This is a genomic window from Acinetobacter sp. USHLN143 (assembly GCF_037145695.1).
GTDB lineage: Bacteria > Pseudomonadota > Gammaproteobacteria > Pseudomonadales > Moraxellaceae > Acinetobacter > Acinetobacter fasciculus.
In genome coordinates this window covers 15,470-27,263 of sequence record NZ_JBBCWZ010000043.1, presented here as the reverse complement: position 1 = coordinate 27,263, position 11,794 = coordinate 15,470, and the positions used below count along the sequence as shown (strand labels likewise).

At 45.1% G+C, this 11,794-nt stretch carries 11 protein-coding genes; all 11 read right to left on the bottom strand.

Annotated elements, in window-relative coordinates; genetic code table 11:
• Positions 1-152: 152 nt before the first annotated feature.
• The 11 genes from WFH18_RS11495 to WFH18_RS11445 all read right to left on the bottom strand — a co-directional run bounded on the left by WFH18_RS11495 (position 153) and on the right by WFH18_RS11445 (position 11,677).
• A complete protein-coding gene (locus WFH18_RS11495) occupies positions 153-1,502 on the bottom strand; it encodes an MFS transporter (RefSeq protein WP_121979909.1) in 1,350 nt (449 codons plus the stop codon).
• A gap of 330 nt (positions 1,503-1,832) precedes the next feature.
• On the bottom strand, positions 1,833-2,474 hold the full coding sequence (locus WFH18_RS11490) for an ATP-binding cassette domain-containing protein (RefSeq protein WP_121979910.1): 642 nt from the start codon (positions 2,472-2,474) through the stop codon (positions 1,833-1,835).
• A 1-nt stretch (position 2,475) separates the two neighbouring features.
• A complete protein-coding gene (modB, locus tag WFH18_RS11485) occupies positions 2,476-3,159 on the bottom strand; it encodes a molybdate ABC transporter permease subunit (RefSeq protein ID WP_336754904.1) in 684 nt (227 codons plus the stop codon).
• A 6-nt stretch (positions 3,160-3,165) separates the two neighbouring features.
• Positions 3,166-3,930 (bottom strand): molybdate ABC transporter substrate-binding protein, encoded by a 765-nt coding sequence (gene modA / locus WFH18_RS11480; protein WP_121979911.1) that lies wholly within the window; start codon positions 3,928-3,930, stop codon positions 3,166-3,168.
• A 47-nt stretch (positions 3,931-3,977) separates the two neighbouring features.
• Positions 3,978-5,219, bottom strand: coding sequence for a molybdopterin molybdotransferase MoeA (locus tag WFH18_RS11475; RefSeq protein WP_121979912.1), 1,242 nt, complete (start codon positions 5,217-5,219; stop codon positions 3,978-3,980).
• Positions 5,216-6,139 carry a bifunctional molybdenum cofactor biosynthesis protein MoaC/MoaB gene (gene moaCB / locus WFH18_RS11470; RefSeq protein WP_121979913.1) on the bottom strand — a complete coding sequence of 308 codons (924 nt, stop codon included), beginning with the start codon at positions 6,137-6,139 and terminating at the stop codon, positions 5,216-5,218. The genes WFH18_RS11475 and moaCB overlap by 4 nt, the downstream gene beginning before the upstream one ends.
• A gap of 68 nt (positions 6,140-6,207) precedes the next feature.
• Entirely contained in the window at positions 6,208-6,750 is a 543-nt protein-coding gene (locus WFH18_RS11465) for a molybdenum cofactor biosynthesis protein MoaE (RefSeq protein ID WP_121979914.1), read from the bottom strand.
• A 1-nt stretch (position 6,751) separates the two neighbouring features.
• The gene (locus tag WFH18_RS11460) at positions 6,752-7,018 is read right to left on the bottom strand and encodes a MoaD/ThiS family protein (protein WP_121979915.1); all 267 of its coding nucleotides are present in this window, start codon (positions 7,016-7,018) and stop codon (positions 6,752-6,754) included.
• Between the two features lie 2 nt (positions 7,019-7,020).
• Positions 7,021-8,046, bottom strand: a complete 1,026-nt coding sequence (gene moaA / locus WFH18_RS11455; RefSeq protein ID WP_336754902.1) for a GTP 3',8-cyclase MoaA — start codon at positions 8,044-8,046, stop codon at positions 7,021-7,023.
• 230 nt (positions 8,047-8,276) lie between these two features.
• Positions 8,277-8,903 carry a molybdenum cofactor guanylyltransferase gene (gene mobA, locus WFH18_RS11450; RefSeq protein WP_336754900.1) on the bottom strand — a complete coding sequence of 209 codons (627 nt, stop codon included), beginning with the start codon at positions 8,901-8,903 and terminating at the stop codon, positions 8,277-8,279.
• Positions 8,900-11,677: a molybdopterin-dependent oxidoreductase gene (locus WFH18_RS11445; RefSeq protein ID WP_336754899.1), complete on the bottom strand. Its 2,778-nt coding sequence runs from the start codon at positions 11,675-11,677 to the stop codon at positions 8,900-8,902. The genes mobA and WFH18_RS11445 overlap by 4 nt, the downstream gene beginning before the upstream one ends.
• Positions 11,678-11,794 lie beyond the last annotated feature (117 nt).

Here is an 11,794-nt window from a genome sequence, read left to right as displayed (position 1 = left end):
AAGTGAACGCTATCGAAATAGACGGAAAAGATTCGGTTTACGCATTAACTTAATCGCTGCACTGGTAAACCGGATGAACTTGCAATAACGACTTTCGCAAGAGATCTATTGCTATCCTTTTTGTTCATTCATTTTAAATCAGGAATGTAGTGTTATTGCTGTGCTTCCGCCAGATGACGTTCATTTACTGCCTGTTCATATAACAGCTGTTCTTTTTCTTTATGTTCGACAGAGAAGCGGATCATCAACACACAACTTGCAGCAATCACCACCAAGCTACCCAGTACCATCAAAGTGGTTTGAATATCCAGCATGCCTTTTAACAGGAAACCTGCAGCTACCGCGCCGACATTGCCACCTGCTCCAATAATACCGGCCACACCACCCAAGGCATCACGGTCGATAAAAGGTACCAGTGCATAGGTAGCGCCACATGCCATATGAGTAAACAAGGCAAAGATGGTCATTGCCATGATCGCCAAGGTTGCACTATTCATTTGCGAAAACAGAATAAGAAACAGACCTTCCAGCATGATCAAGGCAAACAGGACTTTGGTTCGACCATCCAGACCTTTTTGAATCGCAACTTTGTCTGAAACAATGCCACCCAAGGCACGGGCAAACAATGCCAGTAAACCAAAAATCCCGGCAGCCATGCCTGCTTCTTTTAGGCCAAACTGGAAGTTGTCGACAAAGTACAAGGCAATAATGTTATGGATGAAAATTTCAATACCAAAACAGGCTGCATAAGCTCCAAACAAAATCCACACACGGTAGTTACGTGCGGCATGCATCAAGATTGCAAGGCCGCCTTTTTTATCGCTACCAACAGAAATACCTTCAGCACGGAGTTCTTTAAAATTGCCTTGTGGACAGTCTTGGGTGAATTTCCAGTACAGTACACCGACAATGATCATCAGAATACCCGGAACCAGAAGTGCAATTCTCCATCCCATTGCCTGTTCTACACCGAACATCACCAAAGCAGCCAGCATTAAAGGCATCAGGGCTTGAGTCGCACCGCCACCGGCATTCCCCCAACCTGCTGTAGTTGCATTTGCCGTTCCCACCACATTTGGCGCAAACATGATACTGGTATGATATTGAGTAATCACGAAGCTGGCACCGATGGCGCCAATCAATAAACGGAAAAACAAGAAAGATTCATAACTGTTGGCCGACGCCACACCAAACACCGGAATACTGCCAATAATCAGTAAGGCGGTATAGGTTTTACGCGGACCGTATTTATCACACAACGGCCCCACGATCAGACGCACCAGAATTGTAATGGCGACTGCGGCAATATTGATATTGGCGATCTGCTCTTTGGTCAGGCTGAATTCACCGGCAATCACTGGCATTAACGGTGCACAGGCAAACCACGCAAAGAAACAGACAAAAAAAGCGAGCCAACTCATATGGAAGGCCCGCATCGCTGAAGTACTAAAGTTAAATAGACTTATTTTTGTTGCTTTATTGAGACTTGTATTTGAAGACATAGCCATTTCCTTACCAGAACTGAACGTATTTAAGTCACTGTGATGCACAAGGCATATCAGTAACGATCAGAACGGACGTCATTGGCCGTCATACAAATGTAGAGTCTTCTTTGACTTTAATTAGATATATGCATAGGTCATGCCAGATTATTTTTAACATAAAATAAACTATTCTTTTATATAAAATAATTTTTATTTCACTTTCAAATTTAGACTTTTCTTTCTTAAAAATAGAGAGAAAAATAGATATCTTCTGAGAAATTATGAGCAAAACAGCGATAGGATGACCTGCCCGGAGTCATTGCTGGTTTAAATCGGTGCAGGGCTGGATCAAATAATTTTTCCCTTTTCAAAATGCAGCAGTTGTGCCTGTAAATACGCCACTTCATCTACATGATGAGTCACATAAATCATGGGTAAATCTGTTTGATGAATCACAATTTTCAGAAAAGGTAAAATCTGGTTTTTCAGCTTTTGATCCAGTCCATTTAAAGGCTCATCCAAAAGTAATAGGTCGGGAGAAGATAAAAGTGCACGACCGATAGAAACGCGCTGTGCCTGTCCACCAGAAAGCTGATGCGCCCGATGCCGAAGTAGTGGCTTTAATTCGAGTAACTCCACAATGTCTTCAAACGTAAATTTCTGCAGACCTTTATTTTTTATATTTAGCTGTTCTGCATATTTCAAATTCTGCACGACATTCAGATGCGGAAACAGTAGGGCTTGCTGAAAAATCAGGGCAATTTTTCTTTGATGAACAGGAATATTCAGTTTCTGCTGATGATCAAATAATATTTTTTGCTGAAAATGAATAAAGCCTTGTGATGGTTTTAATAGTCCTGCAATATTTTTTAAAAAGGTGCTTTTCCCACTTCCTGAGGCTCCCACAATACCAATCAATTGTGTCTGCATATCCAGACTGGCCTGTAGCTGGAAATTTGCGTAATTAAACTGAAAATCACACTTCAGCATCTTAAGCCTCCAATTTACGTTGATACTTCTGCATGATCCAGTAATTTGCAATCAAGGCTGAAAAAGCCAGAATCAGAGATAAAATGACCAAACGCATAGCCATACTTTCTCCATCAGGCTGTTGTAACAGGCTATAAATGGCGATGGGAATGGTACGGGTTTCTTCTGGAATATTGCCAACAAAGGTAATCGTGGCACCAAATTCTCCCAGACTGCGGCTGAAACATAAAATGCTGCCGATTAAAATTCCAGGCAAAGCCAGAGGCAGGCTAATGCTACAGAATACCCGCCATGGTGTGGCGCCCAAAGATCCTGCCACCTGTTCTAACTGCCGGTTGATCATTTGAAAAGACAAGCGAATTGGTTGAACCATTAAAGGAAATGCCACAATCATTGCTGCCAGTACCGCACCTTTCCAGTTAAATATCAGCTGAATTCCCCATGCATGCAGATATTGCCCTAACATCCCCTGATGACCAAACAGCAGGAGCAGAAGATAGCCCAGTACTACCGGCGGTAGCACCATAGGCATCTGCAATATTGCCTCTACGAGAAATTTGGCCCTGAATTCATAACGCGCCAGTAACCATGCTACGGCGATAGCAAATGGCAGACACACCGCTGTGGCAAAGCCCGCTACTTTGGCTGAAAGCGCTAAGGCACTCAGTTCTTCTGGTGTAAGCATGAGCAGTTAGCCTACCTTAAGCTTAAAACCATATTTCTGGAAAATCTGCCTGGCCCTTGGACTCGTCTGGATAAATTCAGAAAATTGGACTGCTGCCTGATTTTTCTGGCCCTGCCGGGTTAAAGCGATTGGATACACAATCGGACGATGTGTACTGGCTGGAAATACTCCTGAAATTTTAACTTTTTTACTCATCAAGGCATCAGTTCTATACACAATGCCGACCTGACATTCGCCACGTTCTACAAATGCGAGAGTTGAACGGACGCTATCTGTACCGACAATTCTGCCCCGAAGCGGATTCAACCAGCCCAACCGGGTTAAGCTTTGCTGGGCATATTTCCCGGCAGGCACCGATTCCATTTGTCCTGTACATAAATAACCCTGAAAGGCTTTAGCAAAATTAAAGTCGGCTGACATTTTAAAATGATTTTTTTGCTGAATAGGACTAATCAATACAAGTTCATTCAAGAGCAAAGGTCGAATCTGACCGATCGAAATTTTTTGTTTTTTAAGTAAATTATGCATCCATTCAAGATCTGCAGAAAAAAAGATATCACTCTCAGCTCCCGCTGCAATTTGTTTCGCCAATACCGAAGACGCAGCAAAAACCGGAACGATCTGGATGTCCTGATGCTGTTGCTCATATAGTCTGGAAATATCAGTAATCGCATTGGTCAGGCTGGCTGCGGCATATATTTTAACTGTTTCGGCATACAGCATGGGGCTAGTCAACAGCACGCCAGTGAGTAGAACTTTGAATAAATCCATCTTTCTCATTCTATGTGATTCGAATATTGAGAATTGCGACAGGCATTTCAAATCAGTAAACCTTGTACCACATGCCCGGCTTGGATTTCTGTTGCTGCCGGAATACGTACCAGACAATTGGCCTGCATCAGATTACTCAACATATGCGACTGCTGTTTCGCCAGGCTTTTGAGCTTTAAAGTACCCTGATCAAATTCTGCAGCCATTCTTAAACAACGTTCACGTGCATCCGCTTTCAAATCATGTGTCATTACCGCACTAAGCCATGCAGGTGACTGCTTTTGCCCTTGTAAGGCATTCAGTAAAGTTGCCGTATAGATTTGCATCCCGACATACACAGCAGCCGGATTTCCCGGCAAACCCAAGAGATAACAGTAACCTTGATCATCTCGACGATACTTGGCAAATAACATCGGTTTTCCGGGCTTCTGCTTCACTTTCCAGAAAATCTGCTCAAAACCCTGCTCCAGGGCAACAGGGCGAATGAAATCATAATCACCCACCGAAACCCCGCCTGTGGTCAAGATGACATCGTATTGGTGTTTGAGTCGGTTCAGTAATAATTGCAGTTCGGACTCACAATCGGGCACATGCAGAATATCTACGTTTTGACCCTGTGACTGAAACCAAGCCTGAATCAGTGGAGCATTGGCGTCAAAGACTTTTCCGGAATTCAGGTCTTCAATGCTGGAAGCCACTTCATCTCCAGTAATCACGACAGCAATTTTAGGATAACGATAGACTGAAACCTGCTTTACGCCTGCCATGCTCAAAGCTGCAATTGCACCTACATGCAGTTTTTGACCTGCATCTGCCAGACGCTGCCCTTGTGCGATTTCCTCGCCTGCATCACGTATATCCGTATGAGGCTTTAGGTCTGTTGTAATAATGATTTGATTGGCATGGCATTTGACAATTTCCTGACGGGCGACCGTTGTAGTTCCTGCTGGAATCCTGGCACCGGTAAAAATCCGGACCGCCTGACCTGGCCGCAGTTCAATTTCAGTACTTTGCCCTGCCCGAATCTCTCCAATGAGTTCAAAAGTGCTGTGAGCACTAACATTTTCTGGACTGCAAAGCGCATAGCCATCTACAGCACTTTGTGAAAACAGCGGCAATGGTATGGCCGAATCAATCGCCTCTGCCAGATAGCGATTCAGAGCCCGAGCAAGCGGCAGGCTTTCAGTTGCTAGGATATGCGTCTGCTCAAGTATCATCTGCAGCGCCTGATCAACAGAAATCAGTCCCGGCTCAGCACCGCAGGCTGAATGTGATAGTGCCTGATTCATTGATAACCTCCCGCATGTGGGATATTTTTTTGCACATCAAACAAGTGCACCAAAGCCGGAAGTACCGCGATCAGGGATTCTTTCGCACCCTGCCGACTTCCCGGTAGGGTCATCACCAGACTGTTCTCAATATAGCCAGCCACGCCACGACTTAATGCTGCATAAGGGGTACGTTTTTGCCCAAAACTACGTGAAGCTTCCATTAAACCGGGAATTTCCCGTTGCAGCAAAGGTTGTAGGGTTTCGACGGTCAGGTCTTTAGGACCTAAGCCAGTACCGCCCACAGTTAGAATCAGCGGATACTGATTTTTCTGCTGTTCAATCAGGGTCAATAGCTGTTCAGGGCGATCTGGAATGACCTGATAACTAATAGAATCAAAATTGGCTTCTTTTAAAATTTCCAGTACGTTTTGTCCGGCAGTGTCCGGCTTTTTGCCTGCTGCAACCGTATCGGACAGTACAATAACTGAAGCGGACAGACTCTCTTTAAGTACGCGGGTAAAATGTGATTTTCCACCTTTTTTCTGCTGCAACCTGCATTGATCCAGCGACAAATCTTCCGGTTCACAATGTGGCTTCAGCATGTCATACAAGGTCAGACCCGCCAGACTGACCGCTGTCAAAGCTTCCATTTCCACACCGGTGGGTCCAATGGTTTCAACGGTAGCAATAATTTCGACATGTGCATCAAACAGTTTATATTCGACATCGGCACGATAAATCGGCAATGGATGGCACAGTGGAATCAGCTCATCGGTCCGTTTGGCACCCAGAATGCCGGCAATGCGTGCTGTTTTCAGGGCATCCCCTTTTTCAGTATTGCCATTACGCAGCAACTCAATGCAATGTGGCGGTGCATGCAGGATTCCAGTGGCAATTGCTGTACGGTAACTTTCTGCTTTCATCCCTACATTTTTCATGATTCATCCCGAGCTAATTTTAAAATCTGTTTAAAGTGATTCACCTTATGCATCCTCATTAGACACATTTAATTAGATGGTGATTGGCAAGCGTGTGGTGCTACATGGTGATGCTGACAATGCAGATCTTCTGCAGGATGAGAGTGATCCGTTTCAGGTCCATGATCTTTTCGGATACAACAGCCTTCGACATATTGACTGCTACCATCCGTATAAAATTCTTCTTTCCAGACCGGAACTTCATGCTTCACCCGTTCCACAGCTTCCTCACAGGCAGCGAAGGCCTCACGACGATGGGCCGCATAAGCCATAGCAATAATGGCTGTTTCCCCAACCTCCAGCTCACCAATACGGTGCACTACCCGCACATAAGACACCTGGTATTTGATCTGGATCTGCTGTTCAATTTCACGAATCATTTTTTCAGCCACAGGCGCATAGGCGGTATATTTCAGGGCATGCACAGCTTTCCCCTGATGATGGTTACGTACTGTTCCGACAAAGATGCCGATTCCACCACATTCCGGAAAATGCTGGATACCATCAAAATCCTCCAGACTAAAAGCAGTCTGCTGGATTCGAGCAAATTGTTTTAATGGTTTGAGTTGCATCTCAGCCTCCTGCTACCGGCGATAACAGCACCAGCGTACTGTCCCGATTTAAAACGTTCTGTCTGGAAATAATGTCTTCACCGATTGCACAGGCGCAGCGTTCCAGCATGGGCTGTATATCGGGATAGAGGGATAACAACTGGTTCAGGACTTCAGAAACCTGAATTTCAGACTCACATTGCAAATTTAAATCTGCTGGAAGTTGTCGTTCAATCGCACCGAAGGCTTCTATTTTGATATGAATTAATTTTTGCTGAGTGAGTGACATATTTATCCTCCAATGCTGTGCATGCTGATTTTTCGAATCGGCTTTTGTATTGGTGATTGCTGGATCGCATGGAAGCCGGCCTCTTTATGCCAGATATAAGTGTGGAGCTTGTGCTGAAATGTCTGTGTGGCGAAATGATCCAGCGCCAGTTGTTCAATATCTGCCTTAAGGTTCAGGCCTTGTCTGGCAAATAAACAGTTATAAAATTCACCTTGGGCATTGAGGCGTAGGCGATCACAATCACCGCAAAATGAATGGGTAATGGTGGAAATAATCCCTAAAGGCTGCCCATTGACCAAATAGCCGCGGGCTGGATTGGCGCCTTGTCCTTGAGATACCTGGACATCAAATTCAGTTTTCAGTTGATCCAGGATATCCTGCTCACTGATGACATCAGACGGATTCCATTTCTGATCGCCATCGAGGGGCATAAACTCAATAAAACGCAGTTCTATAGCCTGATGCTGTGCCCATTTCACCAAAGGAATAATCTGATTGTCATTGATGCCTTTGATCAGCACACTATTGATCTTGACGGTCAAACCTGCCTGCTGTGCGGCAGAAATACCTTGAAGTACAGGCTGTAACTGTTTTTGGGTCAGTTGCTGAAACTGCTTTGGATCAAGACTGTCTAGACTGATATTCAGATCGTCCAGTCCTGCCTGTTTAAGCGCTTGAGCATAATCTTTTAAATAATGGCCATTACTGGTCATGGAAATACGTTTCAGGCCAAAGGCTTTCAATGTCTGCAAGCGAGCAATAAAATGAACAATACCTTGACGCATCAACGGTTCGCCACCCGTCACCCGGATCTGCTCAATCCCGTGTCGCACCATAAACTCGCAAAAAGCATACAGGGCTTCAAAACTGAGCAAATCTTTTTTATTTATCCATTGCGGATGTTCAGGCATGCAATAGCTGCATTTAAAATTACAGCGGTCAGTCACCGAGATCCGCAACTTACGTTTCTGGCGTCCAAACTGATCCTGAAAGATAATCTCAGGTGCTAAAGCTGTCATGCTGTTCATTGCTGCGGTCCATGATGAGATCTGCCCGGTTATTTAACAGTCTTGATTTACTGCTCTATTTCTTCACAATGAATCAGCAATAAACGTTCCAACTTTGCACAAATTTATGTTTAATGAATGTTAATGGATGATATTTGTTGTTTTTTAGCCCGAAAGTTTTCTCGAAAAATAAAAAAAGCAATATTTTGGTGAGCCAGAATATGATAATTCGGCTTTTAGCATTGTAAACGCTATAGAAAGTTAAGCTGTTGATGCTGCTGTAGCTCATCAAATGAATTAATGCTGTGGAAAAACAGGGCACGATTTTTAAAACTTGCCCGCTGCATGTGCATGTCAGCAAAACAGCGTTTTAAACTGCGCTGATCCTGTTCAAGATGTTGTATAAGAGTGGGTAAGCTGCTGCGCTTCATCAGACAGAATGGAAACAATGCTTTTTCATTGATTTCAACTACCGCCACTTCAGATAAAGGATGTCGTTGCAGGGCTTGATGTAAACGTGAAATGACTTTTTTGGGAATATAGGTCACATCACAGGGTACGAACAGCACATAATCAGATTGTACATGTGACCAGGCACTCTTCATGCCCATCAATGGTCCCTGAAAACCGGGTTCATCGTCCTGATAAAAGTCGATCGAAGGAATCATCCGTTTATAAATAGAGTGATCGCGGTGACTATTGACCCAGACTTTGCTTGCCCGGGCCTTCAGCTGCTGATGAATTTTAATCAGCTGGATTTCATCATCAAATTTGTGCAGCAATTTATTGATGCCATTCATGCGCCGCGCTAGACCTCCGGCCAGAATCACCACGTCGGTTTCCGGATAAGACACCGTCTTCATCACTCTTCTTTTCATTCTATGCACTCCGTCTGGCAGGCCTTAATCAGGCCTCTAATTTCTGGCAAACACGAACCGCAATTTCCTCCGGCTTTTAGACATGCAGTCACCTGTTTTTCATGCGTGATATTTTTATCTTTAATGGTTTGAATAATTCGGTTCTTGCCGACCTTAAAACAGCTACAGACCAATGCTCCTTCACTATTTCCCATCGACATGGCCTGACCTGCCAGCAATGCTTTACGATGTAATGCACTCAGACGTTCACGTCTAAACAGGCCTGCCACCCAGTCACGATCTGGCAATAGTGCCGCCGGTGCGATATAAAAACTGGCAATTAACTGGCCATCCTGAAGCACCACACTATGACTGATATGCGCCGTTTGATCTTCGAGATTCAGCCATTCAAAGCTTTCATCATCAAAGGCTAACAAGCTCTTGATCTGCCCGGTGATCTCAGAAAAACGGCGCCGGTCTGCCAGTTCATAACGGATGGCCTGATTGGTTTGAATTTTGTTCCACCACACCATATTTTCAATCATGGTCTGGATCTGTTGTTCAAAGCCTTCCCGTACATACAGCACGCCCTGCCACTGAGTATAAAATGGCTGGATCATCACCGGAGTATGCTTAAACTCTGGCTCGCCGGAAATCGGGTCAACCACCGGATTCACTACTTTGCCAATCCGCGCATCGGACGCAAACTGGTCGTTCCAGTGAATCGGTGCAAAAATCTGGCCACGTCGCATATTTTGTGAAAATTGCACACGGAGTAAACAACTTCCCCAAGCCGATTTCACCTCGACCAGCTCGGCATCTTTCAGGCCATATTTTAGCGCATCGTGCGGATGCAGCTCACAATAAGGCTCGGCACGATGCTGGGATAAACTGGCAGATAATCCGGTACGGCTCATGGTGTGCCATTGATCGCGAATGCGTCCGGTATTCAAGATCAGAGGATATTCAGCAGAAATAGCATGTACCGGATCGGCTGCAACTGTTGGCACCAATCTGGCTTTGCCATCTGCATGACTAAACTGGCCTTGACTAAATAGTTGACTCACCTGATGGTCTTCTTGCTTATCCCAGACCGGCCACTGGGCTGGTGTCAGATGCTGATATTCCACAAAACTGAGATGAGTTAGACCTTGCAGGTTGAAATAGCGAAAATTAGGGGTATCTTCACGTTGCGAAAGCGAACTATTTTGATAGGCAGATAAACGGGCATGTTCCAGAAAAATGTCATGGCTATTGCTAAAGTCAAAACCGCGAAAACCTAAGACCTGAGCCACCCGGGAAATGGCCCACCAGTCCGCTTTGGCTTCACCCGGAGCCGGCAAAAAAGCCTTTTGCCGGGAAATACGGCGCTCCGAATTGGTGACTGTGCCATCTTTTTCGCCCCAACCTAGTGCCGGTAACAGTACATCGGCATATTGCGTGGTATCGGTGTCGAGACAAATATCGGAAACCACCACAAATTCACACTTTTCCAGAGCGCGTTTAACCTGATCTGCATCGGGCAAACTCACGATCGGATTGGTGGCCATAATCCAGATGGCCTTGATTTTCCCGCTTTCCACCGCTTGAAATAAATCTACTGCTTTTAATCCGGGCTGCCGCGCGATGACCGGGCTTTGCCAGAAATCCTGCACCAGTTGCTGATGCTGCGGATTATCCAAATCCAGATGACTGGCCAGCATATTGGCCAGCCCCCCGACTTCCCGTCCGCCCATCGCATTCGGCTGTCCGGTCATGGAAAAAGGTGCCGAACCGGGTTTGCCTATTTTTCCTGTCAATAAATGACAGTTAATAATGCTATTGGCCTTGTCTACGCCTTGAGAGGATTGGTTTACGCCCATGGAAAACAGGCTCATGATTTTTTCGGTCTGGGCAAATTTCTGAAAAAATAAGGTTAATTTTTCAATAGTAATCCCAGTTCGTTGAGCCACGCTTTCAAGCGATGACTCTGTCGAGCTGCTGGCAAGTGCCTGCTCCAGACCTTGAGTATGTTGGTTAACAAAATCCTGATCGGTATAGCCATTTTGCTGAAGATATTGCAACAAGCCATTAAACAGCGCGACATCCTGACCTGGTAAAATCGGCAAGTGTAAGTCTGCCGCTTCACAGGTTGCAGTAAAGCGCGGATCAATCACCACCACAAATAAATCCCGCTCTTCCTTGGCTTTCATGATGCGCTGATAAAGCACCGGATGGCACCAGGCGGTATTGGAACCGACCAGAACCACCATTTCTGTCTGCTCAAAATCTGTGTAGCTGGCCGGCACCAGGTCTTCGCCAAAAGCCCGTTTATATGCTGCCACAGCAGATGACATGCACAGTCTTGAATTGGTATCAATATTGGCAGTACCCAGATAGCCTTTTACAAATTTGTTCACCACATAATAGTCTTCAGTCAAAAGCTGGCCGGAGACATAAAAGGCGATGCTGTCGCGTCCATACTGCTCAATACATTGCTGAAATTTATTGGCAATACTTGAAATGGCATGATCCCAAGTGCTTATTTGCCGCTGCTCTTTTCGACCTGTTATCGGATGTAGAAGCCGGGTTTTTAAGCCAAGTGTATCGGCAAGATGACTGCCTTTAATACACAACTTGCCCAAGTTCGCCGGATGCTGAACATCGCCTTCAATCTCAACCTTTTCACCCGTCGGGGTTTGGCTTACGTGCGCAATGACGCCACAGCCTACCCCACAATAAGGACAGGTCGTCTGAGTAGTTTTTATTTGGGATTCAGTAGAGCTATGTAGTTCCATAACCGGAATACTATTCATTGCTGCTGTGCTCCTTAATCATCCAAATTCACGTGTTTCACCAAATCTCTGATATCTAGCTTTTACAGGTTTGATTTAAATTTTTTCTATGTCTCAAATGCTTTAATTCTCCCCAAC

What these genes read in the sequence shown, in the direction of transcription:
- WFH18_RS11465 (WP_121979914.1), bottom strand. Translation starts at nt 6,750, where the DNA reads ATGCAACTCAAACCATTAAAACAATTTGCTCGAATCCAGCAGACTGCT.
- modA (WP_121979911.1), bottom strand. Translation starts at nt 3,930, where the DNA reads ATGGATTTATTCAAAGTTCTACTCACTGGCGTGCTGTTGACTAGCCCC.
- WFH18_RS11475 (WP_121979912.1), bottom strand. Translation starts at nt 5,219, where the DNA reads ATGAATCAGGCACTATCACATTCAGCCTGCGGTGCTGAGCCGGGACTG.
- WFH18_RS11460 (WP_121979915.1), bottom strand. Translation starts at nt 7,018, where the DNA reads ATGTCACTCACTCAGCAAAAATTAATTCATATCAAAATAGAAGCCTTC.
- moaA (WP_336754902.1), bottom strand. Translation starts at nt 8,046, where the DNA reads ATGAACAGCATGACAGCTTTAGCACCTGAGATTATCTTTCAGGATCAG.
- WFH18_RS11495 (WP_121979909.1), bottom strand. Translation starts at nt 1,502, where the DNA reads ATGTCTTCAAATACAAGTCTCAATAAAGCAACAAAAATAAGTCTATTT.
- moaCB (WP_121979913.1), bottom strand. Translation starts at nt 6,139, where the DNA reads ATGAAAAATGTAGGGATGAAAGCAGAAAGTTACCGTACAGCAATTGCC.
- mobA (WP_336754900.1), bottom strand. Translation starts at nt 8,903, where the DNA reads ATGAAAAGAAGAGTGATGAAGACGGTGTCTTATCCGGAAACCGACGTG.
- modB (WP_336754904.1), bottom strand. Translation starts at nt 3,159, where the DNA reads ATGCTTACACCAGAAGAACTGAGTGCCTTAGCGCTTTCAGCCAAAGTA.
- WFH18_RS11490 (WP_121979910.1), bottom strand. Translation starts at nt 2,474, where the DNA reads ATGCTGAAGTGTGATTTTCAGTTTAATTACGCAAATTTCCAGCTACAG.
- WFH18_RS11445 (WP_336754899.1), bottom strand. Translation starts at nt 11,677, where the DNA reads ATGAATAGTATTCCGGTTATGGAACTACATAGCTCTACTGAATCCCAA.